The sequence below is a fragment of the Streptomyces sp. NBC_00207 genome, assembly GCF_045160965.1.
GTDB lineage: Bacteria > Actinomycetota > Actinomycetes > Streptomycetales > Streptomycetaceae > Streptomyces.
Window position 1 is genome coordinate 2064438 of sequence record NZ_CP130715.1, and the last position, 18614, is coordinate 2083051.

Consider the following 18614-nt stretch of genomic DNA (forward strand, 5'->3'; position numbering starts at 1 on the left):
ACTATCCCTGCGACGATAGGACGGTGCACCCCCTTGGTCAAGACCAATGCTCATCCCTTTGCCGGGCAGATCGGGCATACGTATCAAGCCGTTCACGGGATGTTCTCGTGTGCTCCGAAGGCTTGTAGTCAAGGGCTACCGGACGGTAATCATGGCGGTAGGCGTTACTGACAGCCTGTCTCGCACGCGTCCAACCGACGAGGAGCAGCATGACCGCCACGGTCTCCTTCACGATCGACACGCCGCTCGGCCCCCGCACCACCACCGCCGCCTACGAGCGCAAGGGCTCCGGCGAACCGCTTCTCCTGCTCCACGGCATCGGCCATCACCTCCAGGCCTGGCAGCCGGTGACCGACATCCTGGCCGCCGAGCACGAGGTGATCGCGGTCGACCTGCCGGGCTTCGGCGCCTCGGAGCCGTTGCCGCAGGGGGTTCCGTACAGCCTGGGGGCCGTGGCCCCCGCGCTCGGGGCGCTCTGCACGGCCCTCGGCGTCGAGCGCCCGCACGTCGCGGGCAACTCCCTCGGCGGGCTCCTCGCCCTCGAGATGGGCCGGAGCGGGCTCGTACGCTCGGTCACCGCCCTCTCCCCCGCCGGGTTCTGGACGGAGGCCGAGCGCCGATACGCCTTCGCCACCCTGCTCACGATGCGCGCCGGCGCCAAGGCCCTGCCCCTCCCCGCGGTGCGGCGGCTCTCGCGCAACGCCGTCGGCCGAGCCGCGCTCACCGGCACCATCTACGCCCGCCCGGCCCGCCGTTCGCCCGAGGCCGTGGTCGCCGAGACCCTGGCCCTGCGCGATGCCACCGGCTTCGAGGAGACCCTGGCCGCGGGCGGTTCCGTACGGTTCACCGACGACGTGCCCGGCCTGCCGGTCACCATCGCCTGGGGGACGCGCGACCGGCTGCTGCTGCGCCGCCAGGGCGTGCGCGCCAAGCACACCCTCCCCGGCGCCCGGCTGGTCCGGCTGCCGGGCTGCGGCCACGTCCCGATGAACGACGATCCGGCACTCGTCTCCCGGGTGATCCTGGACACGGCCCGCAGCGCGAACTCCGTGGCCGCCTGAACGGATGAGCGGCTGACGGCTGTTCATCCGAGGTTCGCGTGGGCGACGCGGCCGGGCCGGGGTGCGGCGGCACGCTGGTGCGACCCGTCCTCGCCGGCCCCTGGAGACGCACCGATGGCATCGATGCCGCACACCCGACGGACCCTCATCGGCGGTTCCCTCGCCCTGTCCTCCGCGCTGTTCGCCGCTCCGGCACTCGCCGCCCCCGCCTTCGCCCGCTCCGGCAGGCCGAAGGCGCTCTGGGGTGTCCAGTCCGGCGAGATCACCGCCCACTCGGCCACCGTCTGGACCCGTTCCGACCGCCTCGCGCGGATGTACGTCGAGACCTCCCCGAGCGAGGCGTTCCGCTACGCCGTACGCCGCCACCGCGGCCCGCTGCTCGGCCCGTCGAGCGACTTCACCGGAACCACCGTGCTGCGCGACCTCCCGCCCGGGCAGCAGATCCACTACCGCGTCGTCCTCGCCGACCCCGACGACCCCCGCCGCACCGCCGAGCCGGTCCACGGCACCTTCCGCACCACCCCCGTCTCCCGCCGCCACGACGTGCGCTTCCTCTGGTCCGGGGACCTGGCGGGCCAGGGCTGGGGCATCAACCCGGACCTCGGCGGCTACCGCGTCTTCGAGGAGATGCGGCTGCGCAACCCCGACTTCTTCCTCTTCAGCGGGGACACGATCTACGCCGACGGGCCGATCAAGGAGTCCGTGCCCCTGCGCGACGGCAGCCTGTGGCGCAACGTGACCACCGAGGAGAAGGCGAAGGTCGCCGAGACGCTCGCCGAGTTCCGCGGGAACTTCCGCTACAACCTGCTCGACCGCAACCTGACCGCCTTCAACGCCCAGGTCCCGGTCCTCGCCCAGTGGGACGACCACGAGGTGCGCAACAACTGGTACCCGGGCCAGCTGATCGACGACCCCCGCTACACCGTCAAGGAGGCCGACACCCTCGCCGCCCGCGCCCGCCGGGCCTTCGGCGAGTACTTCCCCGTCACCGACCTGCGCGGCGGCCGCGCCGAGGGCCGGATGTACCGGGTGATGCGGTACGGCCCGCTGCTCGACGTCTTCGTCCTCGACATGCGCACGTACCGCGACGCCAACTCCCCCGGCACCCGGACCGAGGACCCCATCGGCATCCTCGGCCCCGAGCAGCTGGCCTGGGTCAAGCGCGAGCTCTCCCGCTCCCGCGCCACGTGGAAGGTCATCGCCGCCGACATGCCGCTCGGCATCGTCGTCCCCGACGGGGCCGCGAACTTCGAGGCCGTCGCCCAGGGCGACCCGGGCGCTCCGCTGGGCCGCGAGCTCCAGATCGCCGAACTCCTGCGCCACATCAAGCACCAGCGCATCACCGGCACCCTCTGGCTCACCGCCGACGTGCACTACACGGCCGCGAACCACTACGCGCCCGAGCGGGCGGCCTTCACCGACTTCGCGCCGTTCTGGGAGTTCGTGTCGGGCCCGATCGGCGCCGGCGGCTTCCCGGCCGGCCGGCTCGACGCCACCTTCGGCCCGGAGACGGCGTACGTCCAGTCGGCCCCCTTCGCCAACATGTCGCCGTCCGAGAACCCTCCGTACTACGGCGAGGTCGACATCGACGGCGGCAGCGGGGAACTCACGGTCCGGCTGCGCCGCCAGGGCGGCGGCGTACTGTTCACCAGGACGCTCCAGCCCGGCCGCGTCGGCCAGTAGGGACAGCCCCGCGGGGGCTCACGCCCGTATTCCGGAAATGGCCCCGAAAACTGGATGAAATCGGCCAGATGGACACTTAACCAGTCGGTCACAGATCGTTCGTGATCACGCAACACCCCTGAGCCACAGTGGTGTGCATGACTGACCGTAGCCCCGCCTCCGCCCAGCGTCCCCACCGCCACCACTGGCGCCGCGACCTCGTCGAACTCGCCGCACTGTTCTGCGCCGTTGCGGTCGCCGACGCCATCGCCAATCTCGTCGTGCACGGCCCGAGGGGCCCGGTCCTGCTGGTCGCCTCGGCCGTCGCACTTCTGGTGACCGCGGCGTTCCACACCTGGTGGGCGCGGCGCCACAGCCATGCGCCGCCGCCGGGGAGCACAGCGCCCGGTGATCCGGCGCCGCTCCCGGCCGAGACTGCCGGCCCGGCCGCCACGGCGACCGCCACCACCAGCCTGTGGCGGATGCGCACGACCGTACGGGACGAGCCCGGCTCCCTGGCGGCCGTCTGCACCGCGCTCGCCCGCAGCGGCGTCGACATCCTGACCCTGCAGACGCATCCGCTCCCCGAGGGCGGCACGGTCGACGAGTTCCTGCTGCGCGCCCCGCAGCAGCTGCCCTCCGCCGACCTCTCCCGCGCCATCTCCCGGGCCGGCGGCCACAGCACCTGGATCGAGCGCGCCGACGCCCACGACCTCGTCGACACCCCGACCCGCGTCCTGGGCCTGGCCACCCGCACCGCCCTCGACGCCGCCGAACTCCCCCTCGCCCTGCGCCAGCTGCTCGGCCGCTGCACCATCCACTCGATCCCCGCGACCACCCTTTCCGGCCGCCCCAACTCCGGCGGGGACGCACCCGTCGAAGGGGTCCTGGAAGCCACCGTCATGCGGCTGCGCGACCCCTCGGGCGGCGCGATCACCGTGGAGCGGCCCTACCTGCCCTTCACCCCGACCGAGTTCGCCCGGGCCCGCGCCCTCGTCGAGCTCGACGCCCGGCTCGGCCCCCGCGTCCCGCGCAGCCAGGACGTGCTGACCCTCCCCGAGGGCAACGAGATCACGGTGCGCCGCGCCGACGGCAACGACCACGCGGCGGCCCGCGCCATGCACGACCGCTGCTCCGAGCGCACCCTCGGGCTGCGCTACCACGGGCCCGTCGCCGACGCCGACCGCTACCTCGGCCACCTGCTGAGCCCCCGCTTCGGCCGCACCCTCGCCGCCACCACCGCCTCCGGAAAGCTCGTCGCCCTCGGCCACCTGCTGTGGGACGGCGACGAGACCGAGGTCGCCCTGCTCATCGAGGACGACTGGCAGCGCCGCGGCATCGGCTCCGAGCTGCTGCGCCGGCTCCTCTCGATGGCCGTCGAGGCCGGCTGCGACAGCGTGTACGCCGTCACCCAGGCCTCCAACACCGGCATGGTCGCCGCCATGCGCGGCCTCGGCCTCCCCCTCGACTACCAGATCGAGGAGGGCACCCTGGTGATCACCGCCCGGCTCGACGCCACCCCGGTCGCCTCGCGCCTGCCCTACGAGCTCCCCCGCGACCTCGCCTACGAACTCCCCCGCGAGCTTCCGCACGACCAGCAGGCCGCGCCGCGCCGCCTGCGCTGAACCGGCCCGGACGCACCCGACCGATCCGGCCCGGACCGGCCCGCGGAACCGCCGCGAGCCGCCGGGCCGGATCGTCGGAAGCCCGCGCGAACCGCCCGCAACCGGACGTCCGACAACCGGACGGAGAGCGTCCTGGGCACTCCGGATCCGGCCAAAGTCCGGCGTCCGCACCCTCGACCGACCCTCCCCCGAGGCGTGAACTCGCCTGCGCCGACTGCCGGTTGATCTCCAGCGGCACACACGGCGGGAGCGGCCCCGGCCCACGTCGGGAGGCTGACGGCAATCTGTGATGACGGGAGCCCGTCTCACATACGAAGATGGCCGCATGTCAGAGATCCTCCAGAACGGCAGCGCCCCCCGACTGCCCCGCCAGGTGGCCGACGCGTACGTCGACGCCCTCATCGCCCTCGACCCGATCACGGGCACCTACCTCGGTGTCGCCGCGAGCTCCGGCAAGCTTCCGGACTTCTCGCCGGCGGGTCGCGCGGCCGTCGCCGAGCTGGCCCGCGACACGCTCGCCCGCCTCGAGGCCGCCGAGGCGCTGCCGGACGCCGACAGCGACGCCGAGCGCCGCTGCGCCCGTCTGCTGCGCGAGCGCCTCACCGCCGAGCTCGCGGTCCACGAGGCCGACGAGCACCTGTGCGCCGTCAGCAACATCCACGGCCCCGCCCACGAGGTCCGCGAGGTCTTCACCCTGACCCCCTCCGACACGGAGGAGGACTGGGCGGCGATCGCCGAGCGGCTGCGCGCCGTCCCGGCCGCCTTCGCCGGATACCGCGAGAGCCTCCGGCTCGGCCTGGAGCGCGGCCTGTACGGCGGCCCGCGCGCCACCACGACCATGATCGGCCAGCTCGGCAACTGGGCCGGTCAGGACGGCGCCGACGCCCCCTTCTTCGAGGAGTTCGTCTCCGCCGGCCCGGACGCCCTGCGCCCGGAGCTGGACGCGGCGGCCGCCGGCGCCACCGCCGCCGTCGTCGAACTGCGCGACTGGATGAGCACGGTGTACGCCCCGGCCGTCGAGGGCAAGCCGGACACCGTGGGCCGCGAGCGCTACGCCCGCTGGTCCCGCTACTTCAACGGCACGGACCTGGACCTGGACGAGGCGTACGCCTACGGCTGGGCGGAGTACCACCGGCTGCTCGCCGAGATGAAGACCGAAGCGGCCAAGATCCTCCCGGGCGTCGGCCCCTGGGAGGCCCTGAAGCACCTGGACGAGCACGGCACCCACATCGAGGGCGTGGACGAGGTCCAGGCCTGGCTGCAGGGCCTGATGGACGAGGCCATCGAGAACCTCGACGGCACCCACTTCGAACTCGCCGAGCGCGTCCGCAGGGTGGAGTCCCGGATCGCCCCGCCCGGCGGGCCCGCGGCCCCGTACTACTCCTCCCCCTCGGAGGACTTCTCCCGTCCGGGCCGCACCTGGCTGCCCACCATGGGCCAGACCCGCTTCCCCGTCTACGACCTGGTCTCCACCTGGTACCACGAGGGCGTGCCGGGCCACCACCTGCAGCTCGCGCAGTGGACGCACGTGGCGGACCAGCTCTCGCGCTACCAGGCCACCGTCGGCTGGGTCAGCGCCAACTGCGAGGGCTGGGCCCTGTACGCGGAGCGGCTGATGGACGAGCTGGGCTACCTCAAGGACGCCGAGCAGCGCCTGGGTTACCTGGACTGCCAGATGATGCGCGCGGCGCGGGTCATCGTGGACATCGGCATGCACCTCGGGCTGCGGATCCCGGACGACTCGCCGTTCCACCCGGGCGAGCACTGGACGGTCGACCTGGCGCAGGAGTTCTTCGGCCTGCACAGCGGCCGGCCGGCGGACTTCATCGAGAGCGAGCTGACCCGCTACCTTTCCATGCCGGGACAGGCGATCGGCTACAAGCTCGGCGAGCGCGCCTGGCTGCTGGGCCGGGAGAACGCGCGCGCCGCGCACGGCGAGTCCTTCGATCTGAAGGCCTGGCACATGGCGGCGCTGTCGCAGGGCTCGCTGGGGCTGGACGACCTGGTGGACGAGCTGTCGAAGCTCTGAGGGCGTCGCGGCTGCCGCCGCCCGGTGCACGACCGACGGGCCGCTCCTTCCCTCCGGGGGACGAGCGGCCCGTTCGCGCGTACGGGCACCTCAGCAGCCGCAGTCGTCCGAGTCGGTCGGCGCGGTCAGCGGGTCGGCCTCGGCGCGCTGCTGGCTGCCCTGCCAGGTCTCGACCTCGAAGCCCTCGCGGATCCAGTACTCGATGCCGCCGAGCATCTCCTTGACCTGGAAGCCGAGTTCGGCGAGGGCGAGGGCGGAGCGGGTGCCGCCGTTGCAGCCGGGGCCCCAGCAGTACGTCACCACGGGGACGTTCTTGTCCAGGAGCCGCTCGGCCTGCTCGGGGATGAGGGCCGTGGGCAGGTGGACGGCGCCGGGCACGTGCGCCTGGTCCCAGGAGGGCGTGGAGCGGGAGTCGACGAGCTGGAATCCCAGCTCGGCGCCCGTCTCGCGGTGGGCCTTGAAGGCGCTCGCGACGTCCGAGACGTCCGCGTGGAAGGCCAGGCTCGCGGCGAAGTACGCGGCGGCCGCGGCCGGGGAGGCCGGGGGCACCCGGAGCACGGGGTTGGTGGTGGCGGGGGCGGCGGAGCCGGGCTGGTTCGTGTGCGTCTGCGTCGTCGTCATGGCAAGAAATCTACGGTTTGTTGATCACTCTCGGAAGTGACTTTCCCCGGCCTTCTCGTTGTCCGACAGGGGATTCCCCTGCTAGACCTGCACCATGACCGACTATTCCCCTGACGCCACCGACTGGCGCATCCTCGAAGCACTCCAGCGGGACGGCCGCGCCAGCTTCACCGAGCTCGCCCGCTCCGTGTCCATGTCCGCGAGCGCCGTCACCGAGCGGGTCCGCCGGCTGGAGGAGACCGGCATCATCACCGGCTACACGGCGGTGGTGGATCCGGAAAGGCTCGGCAAGTCGATCCTCGCCCTGGTGCGGCTGCGCTATCCGCACGGCAACTACAAGCCGTTCCACGACTTCCTCGAGGCCACCCCGGAGATCCTGGAGGCCCACCACGTCACGGGCGACGACTGCTTCGTCCTCAAGGTCGCGACCCGCTCGATGTCGCACCTGGAGGAGGTCACGGGCCGGATCGCGGGGCTCGGTTCGGTGACGACGAGCATCGTCTACTCCTCTCCGCTGCCCCGCCGGCCGCTCAGTCCGTGAATGCCGCCGTCCGGTGGCGCACCACGGAGCCGCCGCGCTGCTTGACGATCTCCAGCTGGGCCTGGACCCGGGTGCGCAGGTCGGCGACGTGGCTGACGATGCCGACGCTGCGGTCGCGCTCGCGCAGGGAGTCCAGTACGTCGAGCACCTCGTCCAGCGCCTGGTCGTCGAGGCTGCCGAAGCCCTCGTCGATGAAGAGGGTGTCGAGGCGCATGCCGCCCGCCTCGTCGGTGACCACGTCGGCGAGGCCGAGCGCCAGGGCGAGCGAGGCGAAGAAGGTCTCGCCGCCGGACAGGGTGGCGGTGTCCCGCTCGCTGCCGGTCCAGGCGTCGACCACGTGCAGCCCGAGGCCGGAGCGCCCCCGTCCGCTCGCGCGCGCATCGGAGTGGACCAGGGTGTAGCGGCCGCCCGACATGCGCAGCAGCCGTACCGTCGCGGCGGCGGCCACCTGCTCCAGCCGGGCGGCGAGCACGTAGGCCTCCAGGCGCATCTTGCGCTCGTTGTCGGCGGAGGTGCCCGCGGTGAGTCCGGCCAGCCGGGCCACGCGGTCGTAGGCCTCGCGCAGCGGGCCGAGCGCGCGCAGCTCCTGCTCGGCCTGGCGGGAGAGCCGGTCGAGCTCCACGCAGCGCACCCGGGCCGCGTCGGCCGCCGAGCCGGCCGTACGAAGCTTCGCCGCGGCCGCGGCCGCGTACGCCTCGGCCGCATCCCGTGCGGCCGGAGGCATGGCTGCCGCTTCGGCGGCGCCGGTTTCGCGGCGGCGGTCCGCGAGGAGGGCCTCCTCCGTCTGCCAGGCGTCCAGCCGGTGCTGGAGAGCGGTGCGCTCGTACTCGGGGAGCACCGCGTCGGCGGCCGCCTCGATGGTGTCGAAGCCGGCCTTGAAGGCGGCGTCGGCGAGCTGGTCGTCGGCCTCCTTCAGCCGTGTGGCGGTTGCCTCGGCGCGGCGCAGCGCTCCGGCGGCGCCCGAGACCATCCTGACCCGGTCCTCCAGGGTGCGGGCGCGGGCCGCGACGGTGGGCGCGCCGTCCCGTACGAGGGTCAGCTCGGCCTCCAGCGAGGCCTGTTCCCGGTCCAGGGCCTCGCGCCGGGAGGCCCTGGCGGCGGCCCGGGTCTCGGCGCCCTGGCGCTCGGTGCTGCGCGCGGCGTGCTCCCGTTCGGCGCGGGCGAGCCGTTCCCGGGCGGTGTGCAGTCCAGCGGCGGCGGCGTGGGCGGCGGCGTGCCGGGCACTCAGGTCCGAGGTCAGGGCGAGGAGTTCATCGGTGGTGGCGTCCCCGGCGGCGGCCGCGGCCTCGGCGCGGGCCTCCCTGGCGGCGGCGAGCCGGCGGTCGACCGCGGCCCGGGCCTGCTCGGCCCGTTCGAAGAGGCCGTGGGCGGCGTCCTCGGCCGCGCGGTCCACGTGGCCGGGGGCCGGCCGGGCCGGAGCCGGGTGCTCCGCGGACCCGCACACGGTGCAGGCCTCCCCCGCCACCAGGGACTCGGCGAGTTCGGCGGCGATCCCGCGCAGCCGGGCCTCCTTGAGCTCCAGCCAGCGCTCCCGGGCGGCGGCCGACTCCTCGCGCAGGGTGAGGAGTTCGCCCTCGGCGCGGTCCGCTTCCGCGGCGAACTCGTCTCTGCGGCGGGCGGCGTTCAGGTGCATCCGGGCAGGTTCCAGCCGGCCCGCGAGCTGCTCGGCCAGCGTGGCGGCCTGCTGGGCGGCGTCCACGCGTTCCTGCAGGGCGGTCCGGGTCGCCTCCCAGCGCTCCAGCCACTCGGCGGACTCCTGGTGCTGCTCCTCGGCGGCCCGGGACTCCCGTTCCAGGTCGGCCCGCTCGCGGCCGATCTCGGCGCTGCGCTGTTCGGCCCGGTGGGCGGCTCCGAGCGCGCCCAGGTCCTCGCGCAGCCGCTGTTCCACGGCGGCCAGTTGCTCGGCGCCCGCCTCCTTCAGCTGCGGCGGGAGCTCCGCGCGGGCGGCGGCCTCCGCGTGCGCGGCGGCGAGGTGCGCGCCGGAGGCGGCGCCGCGCAGTTCCAGGGCGGGGGCCACCAGGGCGCCGCGCCGGGCCCGGTCCAGCAGGCCGCGCACGCGCTCCCGCTCGGGCTCCGCCTCGGCGAGCAGGGCGGCCCGGCGGGTGGTCTCCGCGTGCCGGCGCTGGAGCCGGTCGAGCTCGCGCGCGTCCTCGGCGGCCCGCCGGGCGGCGTGGTGCCGGCTCTCGACGGCGGCGAGCGCGTACTCGGCGACGTCCTGCCGCTCCCGGGCCGAGCACCGGGCGACGGCCGCCCAGGCGCGGACCGCCTCGGCCAGCCCGGGGTCCCCCGGCTGGTGTCCGGGCAGCGGCCAGTCCCGCAGGTCGGCGCAGTCCCCGGCGGCCTGGGCGAGCCGCTGCGCGGTGTGCAGCACCTTCTCGTCGCCGGCCCGGACCCTGGCCTCGGCGGCCCGGCGGCGCTCGCCGAGCAGGGTCTCGACGGCGGCGAAGCGGCGGGTGTCGAAGAGCCGGCCGAGGAGGCGTCCGCGGGCCGCCTCGTCGGCCCGCAGGAACTTCGCGAACTCCCCCTGCGGCAGGAGCACGACCTGGCAGAACTGCTCGCGGCTCATGCCGAGGAGCTGTTCGATCTCCTCGCCGATCTCCTGGTGGGAGCGGCTGAGCGGCTGCCAGCCCTCGCCGGTGTGCTCGCGCAGCCGGCTCTGGGCCTTGTCCTTGGTGGTGCCGGTGCCGCGCTTCTTGGGGCGCTCCTGTTCGGGGCGCCGGGTGATCTCCAGTCGGCGGCCGCCGGCGGTGAGCTCGAGGGTGACCTCGGTGGGGGTCCCGGGGGACGCGTGGTCGCTGCGCAGGCTGGTGCCGGGGGCCTGGCGGGGGCCGGGCACGGAGCCGTAGAGCGCGTAGCAGACGGCGTCGAGCACGGAGGTCTTCCCCGCGCCGGTGGGTCCGTGCAGCAGGAAGATCCCGGCGCCGGACAGGGCGTCGAAGTCGATCTGCTGGGGCTCGGCGAAGGGCCCGAAGGCGGTGACGGCGAGCCGGTGCAGCCTCATCGGTGGGTCTCCTGCCGGCTGTCGTCGACCCGTACGTCGTCGAAGGCGCCCTGGAGGACGGCCCGTTCGGCCTCGTCCGCCCGGCCGCCGCCGCGTACGTGGGCGACGAAGTCCTCGGCGATCTCCTGGTCGCTGCGGCCCCGCAGCCGCTGGGCGTAGGAGGAGCCGGCCTCCTCCTCGCGGCCCTCGGGGTCGAAGGCGAGGCTGAGGGTGTGCGGGAAGCGGGCGGCGAGCCGGGCCATGGGGTCGTCGGGGCGCACCGGGTCGGTGAGGGTGGCCTCGACCCAGGCGTCCTCGTGCACCGCGTGCGCCGGCTCCGCCAGCAGGTCGTCGAGGCGCCCGCGCAGCCGGGCGAGGGCGCGCGGTACGGGGGTGTCGATCCGCTCGGCGCCGGCGATCTCCCCTTCCGCGCCCAGTTCGATCAGCCACATGGTCTTGCGGTGGTGGACCTCCGAGAAGGAGTAGGCGAGCGGGGAACCGGAGTAGCGGACCCGTTCGTTGATGGTCTGGCAGCCGTGGAGGTGGCCGAGGGCGGCGTAGTCCACCCCGTCGAAGACGGAGGCAGGCACGGACTCGACCCCGCCGACGGCGATGTCGCGCTCGCTGTCGCTGGCCTGCCCGCCGGTGACGAAGGCGTGTGCCAGGACGACGGAGCGGGTGCCGGGCGGGCGGGTGGCCAGGTCGGCCCGGATCCGGTCCATGGCCGCGCCCAGTACCGCCTCGTGGCTCACCTTCTCCGCGCGGAACTCGTCCTTGACCAGGGCCGGTTCCAGGTAGGGCAGCCCGTACAGCGCCACCTCGCCGTGTACGTCGGCCAGGACGACGGGGTCGGCGCAGCCGGCCGGGTCGGTGCGCAGGTGGATCCCGGCCCGGTCGATCAGTCCGGCGCCGACGCCGAGCCGGCGTGCCGAGTCGTGGTTGCCGGAGATCATGACGGTGGGCACGCCGAGGTCGGCGAGCCGGTGCAGGGCCCGGTCGTACAGCTCGACGGCGGGCAGCGGGGGCACGGCCCTGTCGTAGACGTCACCGGCGACGAGGACGGCGTCGACCTCGCGCTCGCGCACGGTCGCGATGAGGTGGTCGACGAAGGCGGCCTGGGCGCCGAGCAGGTTCACCCGGTGGAAGGCCCGGCCGAGGTGCCAGTCCGAGGTGTGCAGGAACTTCACTCGCCGGTCCCGCCGCACATGCCGTCTCCCCCTGGTCGTCTCCCGCTCGCTGAACCCCTCTACGCTAACCCGTCCCCGGGGTCGCTCAGGGCGCGTACGTCTCTCCGCCGAGGGTGAGGCCGGCGGTGCCCGCGGTGCTGTCGGCGAGCCAGGCCTCGAAGGCGGGCAGATCCGCCTCCGGGAGGGCGACCTCGATCTCCACCTCGGAGCCGTAGCGCATGTCGACCACGGTCCGGCCGGTGGCGCGCAGGTCGTTCTGGGTCTTGCCGGCCCGCTGGTGGTCGACGGTGACGGTGGCCAGCCGGTAGCGGCGCCGGGTGACGGTGCCGAGCTCGTCGAGCGCCTCGCCGACGACTCCGCCGTAGGCCCTGATCAGGCCGCCGGCGCCGAGCTTCACGCCGCCGTAGTAGCGGGTGACCACGGCGACGGCGTAACGGATGTCGCGGCGCATGAGCATCTGCAGCATCGGGACTCCGGCGGTACCGCCGGGCTCGCCGTCGTCGCTGGCCTTCTGGACGGAGGCGTCGGCGCCGACGACGTAGGCGAAGCAGTTGTGCGTGGCGGTGGGGTGCTCCTTGCGGATGCGCACGACGAACTCCTGCGCCTCCTGCTCGGTCGCGGCGGGCGCGAGCGAGCACAGGAAGCGCGAGCGGTTGATCTCGGACTCGTGCACGCCCTCGCGGGCCACCGTCACGTACTGGTCTGCCTTCACCGCTCCACCCTAATCCGTGGTTGAGAGCGGTCCGGCGGGCCGCCGCCGCACCGTGCGCTCCGGCAGGGCTAGGCCGTTTCCCTCGGTTCACCGCTGCGGTTCTCCTCGGCCAGGGCGAGCGCGGCCTCGCGCATGACGGCGACGGTTCCGGTGAGCCAGCGGCCGACGGCGGCCAGTTCGGTCTCGTCGAGGCCCTGGACCACTTCGGCCATCCCGGCCGTCATCGGGGCCATGGCCGCACCCAGGACGCGGCGGTGCGCGGCGGTGGCGGTCAGGGTGAACCGGCGGCGGTCGCCGGGGTCCCTGGCGCGTTCGACGTATCCGAGAGCGGCCAGCCGGTCGATGATCTTGGTGATGGCGGCGTTGCTGAGGCCGGTTTCGCCGACGAGCCGACCGGGAGTGGTGCCGGGGGTGCGGGCGATGATGCCGAGCACCTTGTGCTCGGTGGCGTTGACGTGGAGGCGGGCCGCGAGCTGCTCGTGGTAGAGCACCACCCACAGGCTGAGCTCGTGGCCCAGCGCGGCGCCGTCCCGTTCGGTACTCATGCCGGCCAGCGTACAAGTCTTTCACTTTGGTGAAGAAAATTACTTCACCAAAGTGAAAGGATGTGATGGGATCAACCGCATGACCACACTCCAGGCACCGACCCGCACGCGCCCGCGTCGCCCCGGTCCGCCCTCGGCCGCGCTGCTCGGCCGCGTGCACCTCGCCGCCCTGATCACCCACCTGCCGATCCTGGCCGTGCTCCTCGCACCCCAGGGCCGCAGCCGGGTCAGCTCGGAAAGCACGGCGGGGCTGCTGAACGCGTTACTGGTCGGGCTCGTGATCGCGGCCGTGGTCCTGGTGCCCGCGGTCTGCGCCCGGGTCGCCCCGGCCGGCCCGCGGTGGCAGCCCGGGAACGCGCTCGCCGGGGTCCGTGCCCTGATCCGCACCGACCGACGGGCCTGGCTGCGGCGCCTCGGGGAGCTGGCCGCCCTCTACACCGCCGCCCAGCTCCTGGGCGGGCTCGTCGCCCAGCTCCTTCCGTACATCTGGGAGAACCCCCGGTACGGCACCGAACCGGGGGCGGCGCAGTGGGAGTTCCACTACGTCAACTTCGCCGTCCAGGGCGTCGTCATCTACGTGGCGGTGTGCGCGGCGACCGCCTGGTACGCCTGCCGGTTGCGGCAGCTGCTGGAGGACTGATCAGGCCCCTGAGGCGTCTACGGGGAATCGGACATGCGTCCTTTCGGTTGATCAGGCTGAACGGCAACCGCAGCAGACTTGACCGACGGACGAGAACCACAGGAGGCGGCGCCCGTGTACGGCGACCCGGCAACCATCCGCAAGATCCTCACCGAGCTCGGCGACACCTGGGCCGTGGTGGGCCTCTCGAACAACCAGGACCGGGCGGCCTACGGGGTGGCCCGCGTGCTCCAGGGGTTCGGCAAGCGCGTGATCCCCGTACACCCCAAGGCCGAGACGGTGCACGGCGAGCGCGGGTACGCCTCGCTGGAGGAGATCCCGTTCAAGGTGGACGTGGTGGACGTCTTCGTGAACAGCGAGCTGGCCGGCCCGGTGGCCGACCAGGCGGCCGCCGTCGGCGCCGAGGCCGTCTGGTTCCAGCTCGGCGTGATCGACGAGGCCGCCTTCGACCGGACCCGCGCGGCCGGCCTGACCATGGTCATGGACCGCTGCCCGGCCATTGAGATCCCCGCGCTCTAGCCTGCTGCCGGACGGACGGGCGGGATGGAGACGGCCATCGTCATCTCCATCGGCCCCGGCCCCTCGTTGCGGTAGGCGTGCGGCAGGTTCGCCTCGAACGAGACGGCCCCGCCCGCCGGGACCGCGTACCGCTCGCCGTCCACCTCGAGCGTCAGCTCCCCCTCCGTCACGTGCAGCATCTCGAAGGTGCCGGCCGGGTGCGGGTCCGAGGCGGTCCCGTCCCCGGGCTCCAGTCGGTAGATCCACATCTCCACCGGGCCGCGCCTGTCGTCGCCGAGCAGCATGCTCGCACCGCTGCCCGCCGGGGATGACCACATCCGCACCCCCTGCCCGGGCAGCACCACCCGCACCTGCGGGGTGCGGTCGTGGTCCAGCAGCGTGGTGATGCTGACGCCGAGGGCGTCGGCCAGCTTGACCGTGGTCCCGACACTGGGGTTCGTACGGGCCTGCTCGATCTGGATGATCATCCCGCGGCTCACCCCTGCCCGTGCCGCCAGTCCGTCCAGGGTGAAGCCGCGCTCCCCGCGCCACCGCTTGAGGTTGCGGGCGAGCGCCTGCGTGAGCTCTTCGAGATCGGACACGGACTCCCCACTCCATTTCGTCCAATATCTTGGATGACGCAGTCCAATGAACTGAACTATCATCCGAGTGTCGCCAATGCTGCACTCCACCGTCCACTGCACTGTACTGCGAGGCCCCGCATGACCGCCCTCTTCGCTCTGGCCACAGCCGTGCTGTGGGGTCTCGCCGACTTCGGCGGCGGGCTGCTGACCCGCCGGATACCGGCGCTCACGGTGGTCGTCGTCTCGCAGATCGTCGCGGTCCTCGTGCTCGGCGCGGTCGTCCTCGCCACCGGCGCCTGGCAGGAGGCCGGACCGCAGCTGTGGTTCGCGGTCGGCGCGGGTCTGGTCGGCCCGGTCGCGATGCTCAGCTTCTACAAGGCGCTGGCCCTCGGCCCGATGGGCGTGGTCTCCCCGCTGGGCTCCCTCGGGGTGGTCGTGCCCGTCACCGCGGGCCTGATCCTGGGCGAGCGGCCCGGCCTCGGCCAGTTCGCGGGCATCGCGGTGGCCGTCGTCGGCATCGTCCTCGCGGGCGGCCCGGAGCTGCGCGGTGCGCCCGTCCAGCGGCAGGCCGTCGTCCTCACCCTGGTCGCGGCCTTCGGGTTCGGCGCCGTGATGGCCCTGATCGCGGAGGCGTCCGCCACCCTCACCGGGCTGTTCCTCGCGCTGTTCGTACAGCGGGTGACCAACGTCGCCGTGGGCGGGGCCGCCCTGTGGGCCCAGTCCCGGCGCGGCGTCCCGGCCCTGCCGGCGGGCACCGGCCCGCGGATCCTGTGGGGGCTGCTGCCCGCGCTGGCCTTCGTCGGCCTCGCGGACGTCGCCGCGAACGGCACGTACTCCGTCGCCGCCCAGAGCGGGCCGGTCACCATGGCCGCCGTACTGTCCTCGCTCTACCCGGTGGTCACCGCGCTCGCCGCCTTCGCCGTGCTCAAGGAGCGGCTGCGCAGCATCCAGGCGGCGGGCGCAGGCCTGGCCCTGGCGGGAACGGTTCTCCTGGCCGCGGGCTGACCGGCCGGGCGGCCCTGCGACCCCGGATCCGGGCGACCCGGGCGACCCGGGACACCTCTACGCCTGCTCCGCCTCCGCCAGCTCTGCCAGCCCGCGCAGCTGCTCCGGGGTCATCCCGTCCGGGATCGGCACCGGCGCCGGCGTGCGCAGCGGCGGCTGCCAGCCCGTCTCCGGCTCCCAGCGCCGTACGATGCGCGCCGGCGCCCCCGCCACCACGGCGTGGTCCGGCACCTCGCCCCGTACGACGGCCCCCGCGGCCACCACGACGTTGCGGCCGAGCCGCGCGCCCGGCAGGACCACCGCTCCGGTGCCGAGCCAGCACCCCGGGCCGATCTCCACCGGCGCGCTGCGCGGCCACTGCCGGCCGACGGGCTGGTGCGGGTCGTCGTAGCTGTGGTTGGTGGACGTGATGTAGACCCCGGGACCGCAGAAGGTGTTCGCCCCGATCGTGATCCGGGCGTCGGCGATGACGTGGCTGCCCCGGCCGATGACGACCCCGTCGCCGAGCACGAGCATCGGCTCCTTGCCCAGGTCGAGGTCCGGCATCATGCCGGCGGTGAGGGTGACCTGCTCGCCGATGATGCAGTGGCCGCCGAGCCGGATCCACTGCTCGCCGAAGACCGTGCCCTGCGGGAAGGCGAGCCGAGTGCCGTCCCCGATCGCGCCGAACCGCAGCCGGCCCGGGGTCTGCGCGGTCACCGCGCCGGCCTGCTGCATCCAGCGCCAGCCGGTGTGGACCGCGCGGCTCGCCAGCCGGCGGCGCAGGGCCGTCAGAGATGAGAACGTGTTCTGCTTCTTCGGCACCCGGCCACGTTAATGCGCCGGGCGTCGGTCGTCCGGACCACCATCCTGTGATCTTCACCCCATCGCGGGTGCGGCGGGCCGCGTGCCCTACGGTGCTGTTGGCGCGGCACCCGGACGACAGACAGACGGCAGAGGTAGAGAACATGACGCACCAGGCGGCCCAGGCACTCGTGGCGGGTGTCGGCGGCAAGAACCCGGACATCGACCCGACGGCCTTCACGGCGCCCACCTCGGTCGTGGTCGGCGACGTCACCCTCGCCGCCGGCGCGAGCCTCTGGTACTCGGCCGTGCTGCGCGCCGACTGCGGCCCGATCACCCTCGGCGCCGACAGCAACGTGCAGGACAACTGCACGATCCACGTGGATCCGGGCTTCCCGGTCTCGATCGGCGAGCGGGTCTCCATTGGCCACAACGCCGTCGTGCACGGCTGCACCGTCGAGGACGACTGCCTGATCGGCATGGGCGCGACCGTGCTGAACGGCGCCGTGATCGGCGCCGGTTCGCTGGTCGCCGCGCAGGCGCTGGTCCCGCAGGGCATGGTGGTCCCGCCCGGCTCGCTGGTCGCGGGCGTGCCGGCCAAGGTGCGCCGCGAGCTCACCGACGAGGAGCGCGAGGGCATCAAGGTCAACGCCCTGATGTACGTGGAGCTGGCCAAGCAGCACCGCGCCTCGGTCACCGCGGAGGGCTAACGGGCGTCCCATGCGACCCGGAGTGCGGACAGGACGGCCTTGTACTCCGGGTCGCGGTCGCGCCAGCCGTAGGTGACGGCCCCGTCCGCGTTGCGCTTGCGTCCTCCCATCGCGCCCAGCACGGTCTGCCTCGTGACCGCGGCGCCGCGCGCGAGCAGCTGCTCCACCACCGCGGCATGCCCGCACGTGGCCGCCAGGTCGAGGGCGGTGCTGCCCTTCATCCGCCCGTCGATGTCGGCGCCCCGCTCCAGCAGCAGGTCCACCGTGTCCGGGTGCCCGGCCTCCATGGAGGTGGCCGCGAGGACCAGCGGCACGTGCTTGAGCTTCCCTTCAGGACCGTTCGGGTCGACGCCCGCGTCGAGGAGCGCCCGTGCGACGTCCGTGTGCCCGTTCATCGCCGCCAGCGACAGCACACCCGACTCGTAGTACGGCCCGGCGATCAGCCGGGGGTCGGCGCCCGAGGCAAGGAGCAGCCGCACGACGTCCGCGTGCCCCGCGCACGCCGCCAGGTCCAGCGCCCTGCGGCCGCCCTGGACCCAGGCGTCGGCATCGGCACCCCCGGCCAGCAGGCGCCGCACCAGGTCGGTGTCCCCGGCCTCGGCGGCGCGTCCGAGCCCGTTCGCCAGCGGGTGGTAGTGGTCTTCGCGGCCCTCGTCCGACCAGTCCGGCTCCGGCCGGTCCGGCCCCGCCGAGTCCGGCTCCGGCCGCTCCGGCTCCGGCCGGTCCGCCTCCGGCCGCTCCGCCTCCGTCATTCGCCGACGGTGGCGCGGGCCTCCGACTGTGCGGGGATCTCGGCCCCGGCCGCGCCCGCCTCGGCGGCCGCCTTCTTCATCCGGCTGCGCATCACCAGGGTGACCGCGAGCCCGAACAGCACGGCGAGGGCCAGGGCCAGCCAGGAGAACCGCTTCAGCCACGGCTCCGCGACGATGCCGACCGAGTAGATGACGGCCGTGGTGCCGCCCGCCCAGAGGATCCCGCCGAGGACGTTGGCGACGAGGAACCGCCAGTACGGCATGTGCAGCACGCCCGCCAGCGGCCCGGCGAAGATCCGCAGCAGCGCCACGAACCGCCCGAAGAAGACGGCCCACATGCCCCACTTCTCGAAGGAGCGTTCCGCCAGGGCCACCTGCTGCGGCCCGAAGTGCTTGGGGAAGCGCCGGCCGAGCTTCTCCAGCAGCGGCTTGCCGCCCCGGCGGCCGATCGCGTAGCCGATCGAGTCGCCCACGATCGCCCCGGTGATCGCGCAGATCCCGAGCACCACGGGGTCGATCTCCCCGTGCTGCGAGGCCAGCAGCGCCGAGCTGACCAGGATGATCTCGCCCGGCAGCGGAATGCCGAGGCTCTCCAGCCCGATGACCAGACCCACCAGGAGATAGATGCTGACCGCCGGAATCGTCTCCAGCCATTCCTGGATGTGCACCGGTACGTCCT

At 73.7% G+C, this 18614-nt stretch carries 18 protein-coding genes; 9 read left to right on the forward strand and 9 right to left on the reverse strand.

All coding sequences use genetic code 11. The annotated features are described in order from the left end of the window. The first annotated feature begins 209 nt into the window (after positions 1 to 209). From OG472_RS09915 to OG472_RS09930, 4 genes are all read left to right on the forward strand, one after another. Positions 210 to 1061: an alpha/beta fold hydrolase gene (locus OG472_RS09915; RefSeq protein ID WP_405829055.1), complete on the forward strand. Its 852-nt coding sequence runs from the start codon at positions 210 to 212 to the stop codon at positions 1059 to 1061. Positions 1062 to 1184: 123 nt separating this feature from the next. Then, complete coding sequence (locus tag OG472_RS09920) at positions 1185 to 2744, forward strand: alkaline phosphatase D family protein (RefSeq protein ID WP_405834832.1); 1560 nt, start codon at positions 1185 to 1187, stop codon at positions 2742 to 2744. A 137-nt stretch (positions 2745 to 2881) separates the two neighbouring features. Then, the gene (locus tag OG472_RS09925) at positions 2882 to 4348 is read left to right on the forward strand and encodes a GNAT family N-acetyltransferase (protein WP_401612990.1); all 1467 of its coding nucleotides are present in this window, start codon (positions 2882 to 2884) and stop codon (positions 4346 to 4348) included. Between the two features lie 325 nt (positions 4349 to 4673). After that, complete coding sequence (locus OG472_RS09930; RefSeq protein ID WP_401612988.1) at positions 4674 to 6377, forward strand: DUF885 domain-containing protein; 1704 nt, start codon at positions 4674 to 4676, stop codon at positions 6375 to 6377. Positions 6378 to 6467: 90 nt separating this feature from the next. Here OG472_RS09930 and OG472_RS09935 read toward each other — a convergent pair whose 3' ends face one another. Then, positions 6468 to 6998: a rhodanese-like domain-containing protein gene (locus OG472_RS09935; RefSeq protein WP_401612986.1), complete on the reverse strand. Its 531-nt coding sequence runs from the start codon at positions 6996 to 6998 to the stop codon at positions 6468 to 6470. A 94-nt stretch (positions 6999 to 7092) separates the two neighbouring features. Between OG472_RS09935 and OG472_RS09940 the strand changes: the two genes are divergently transcribed. Then, the gene (locus OG472_RS09940; RefSeq protein ID WP_030008650.1) at positions 7093 to 7539 is read left to right on the forward strand and encodes an Lrp/AsnC family transcriptional regulator; all 447 of its coding nucleotides are present in this window, start codon (positions 7093 to 7095) and stop codon (positions 7537 to 7539) included. Here OG472_RS09940 and OG472_RS09945 read toward each other — a convergent pair. From OG472_RS09945 to OG472_RS09960, 4 genes are all read right to left on the reverse strand, one after another. Further along, positions 7529 to 10540 (reverse strand): AAA family ATPase, encoded by a 3012-nt coding sequence (locus tag OG472_RS09945; RefSeq protein WP_405829060.1) that lies wholly within the window; start codon positions 10538 to 10540, stop codon positions 7529 to 7531. The two genes, OG472_RS09940 and OG472_RS09945, sit on opposite strands and share 11 nt — an antisense overlap. After that, on the reverse strand, positions 10537 to 11706 hold the full coding sequence (locus OG472_RS09950; RefSeq protein ID WP_405829062.1) for an exonuclease SbcCD subunit D: 1170 nt from the start codon (positions 11704 to 11706) through the stop codon (positions 10537 to 10539). The genes OG472_RS09945 and OG472_RS09950 overlap by 4 nt, the downstream gene beginning before the upstream one ends. An 85-nt stretch (positions 11707 to 11791) precedes the next feature. Beyond that, entirely contained in the window at positions 11792 to 12418 is a 627-nt protein-coding gene (locus OG472_RS09955; RefSeq protein WP_405829064.1) for a YigZ family protein, read from the reverse strand. Positions 12419 to 12486: 68 nt separating this feature from the next. Continuing rightward, positions 12487 to 12963, reverse strand: coding sequence for a MarR family winged helix-turn-helix transcriptional regulator (locus tag OG472_RS09960; RefSeq protein WP_401612977.1), 477 nt, complete (start codon positions 12961 to 12963; stop codon positions 12487 to 12489). A 79-nt stretch (positions 12964 to 13042) separates the two neighbouring features. Between OG472_RS09960 and OG472_RS09965 the strand changes: the two genes are divergently transcribed. Then, on the forward strand, positions 13043 to 13603 hold the full coding sequence (locus OG472_RS09965) for a hypothetical protein (protein ID WP_405829066.1): 561 nt from the start codon (positions 13043 to 13045) through the stop codon (positions 13601 to 13603). A 114-nt stretch (positions 13604 to 13717) separates the two neighbouring features. After that, positions 13718 to 14122: a CoA-binding protein gene (locus tag OG472_RS09970; protein ID WP_401613104.1), complete on the forward strand. Its 405-nt coding sequence runs from the start codon at positions 13718 to 13720 to the stop codon at positions 14120 to 14122. Here the strand turns inward: OG472_RS09970 and OG472_RS09975 are convergent. Continuing rightward, positions 14119 to 14703, reverse strand: coding sequence for a helix-turn-helix domain-containing protein (locus tag OG472_RS09975; protein ID WP_401612973.1), 585 nt, complete (start codon positions 14701 to 14703; stop codon positions 14119 to 14121). The two genes, OG472_RS09970 and OG472_RS09975, sit on opposite strands and share 4 nt — an antisense overlap. 120 nt (positions 14704 to 14823) lie before the next feature. Between OG472_RS09975 and OG472_RS09980 the strand changes: the two genes are divergently transcribed. Then, entirely contained in the window at positions 14824 to 15690 is an 867-nt protein-coding gene (locus OG472_RS09980) for an EamA family transporter (protein ID WP_401612971.1), read from the forward strand. Between the two features lie 57 nt (positions 15691 to 15747). Here the strand turns inward: OG472_RS09980 and OG472_RS09985 are convergent, their stop codons facing one another. After that, positions 15748 to 16494, reverse strand: coding sequence for an acyltransferase (locus tag OG472_RS09985; protein WP_405829068.1), 747 nt, complete (start codon positions 16492 to 16494; stop codon positions 15748 to 15750). A gap of 143 nt (positions 16495 to 16637) precedes the next feature. Here OG472_RS09985 and OG472_RS09990 point away from each other — a divergent pair, with 143 nt between their 5' ends. Continuing rightward, positions 16638 to 17183, forward strand: a complete 546-nt coding sequence (locus tag OG472_RS09990) for a gamma carbonic anhydrase family protein (RefSeq protein WP_383574105.1) — start codon at positions 16638 to 16640, stop codon at positions 17181 to 17183. Here OG472_RS09990 and OG472_RS09995 read toward each other — a convergent pair. Both OG472_RS09995 and OG472_RS10000 read right to left on the reverse strand, forming a co-directional pair. Then, positions 17180 to 17935 (reverse strand): ankyrin repeat domain-containing protein, encoded by a 756-nt coding sequence (locus OG472_RS09995; protein ID WP_405829069.1) that lies wholly within the window; start codon positions 17933 to 17935, stop codon positions 17180 to 17182. The two genes, OG472_RS09990 and OG472_RS09995, sit on opposite strands and share 4 nt — an antisense overlap. After that, entirely contained in the window at positions 17932 to 18603 is a 672-nt protein-coding gene (locus OG472_RS10000; protein WP_401612965.1) for a DedA family protein, read from the reverse strand. The genes OG472_RS09995 and OG472_RS10000 overlap by 4 nt, the downstream gene beginning before the upstream one ends. Positions 18604 to 18614: the final 11 nt, after the last annotated feature.

What these genes read in the sequence shown, in the direction of transcription:
- OG472_RS09915 (WP_405829055.1), top strand. Translation starts at nt 210, where the DNA reads ATGACCGCCACGGTCTCCTTCACGATCGACACGCCGCTCGGCCCCCGC.
- OG472_RS09920 (WP_405834832.1), top strand. Translation starts at nt 1,185, where the DNA reads ATGCCGCACACCCGACGGACCCTCATCGGCGGTTCCCTCGCCCTGTCC.
- OG472_RS09925 (WP_401612990.1), top strand. Translation starts at nt 2,882, where the DNA reads ATGACTGACCGTAGCCCCGCCTCCGCCCAGCGTCCCCACCGCCACCAC.
- OG472_RS09930 (WP_401612988.1), top strand. Translation starts at nt 4,674, where the DNA reads ATGTCAGAGATCCTCCAGAACGGCAGCGCCCCCCGACTGCCCCGCCAG.
- OG472_RS09935 (WP_401612986.1), bottom strand. Translation starts at nt 6,998, where the DNA reads ATGACGACGACGCAGACGCACACGAACCAGCCCGGCTCCGCCGCCCCC.
- OG472_RS09940 (WP_030008650.1), top strand. Translation starts at nt 7,093, where the DNA reads ATGACCGACTATTCCCCTGACGCCACCGACTGGCGCATCCTCGAAGCA.
- OG472_RS09945 (WP_405829060.1), bottom strand. Translation starts at nt 10,540, where the DNA reads ATGAGGCTGCACCGGCTCGCCGTCACCGCCTTCGGGCCCTTCGCCGAG.
- OG472_RS09960 (WP_401612977.1), bottom strand. Translation starts at nt 12,963, where the DNA reads ATGAGTACCGAACGGGACGGCGCCGCGCTGGGCCACGAGCTCAGCCTG.
- OG472_RS09965 (WP_405829066.1), top strand. Translation starts at nt 13,043, where the DNA reads ATGACCACACTCCAGGCACCGACCCGCACGCGCCCGCGTCGCCCCGGT.
- OG472_RS09980 (WP_401612971.1), top strand. Translation starts at nt 14,824, where the DNA reads ATGACCGCCCTCTTCGCTCTGGCCACAGCCGTGCTGTGGGGTCTCGCC.
- OG472_RS09990 (WP_383574105.1), top strand. Translation starts at nt 16,638, where the DNA reads ATGACGCACCAGGCGGCCCAGGCACTCGTGGCGGGTGTCGGCGGCAAG.
- OG472_RS09995 (WP_405829069.1), bottom strand. Translation starts at nt 17,935, where the DNA reads ATGACGGAGGCGGAGCGGCCGGAGGCGGACCGGCCGGAGCCGGAGCGG.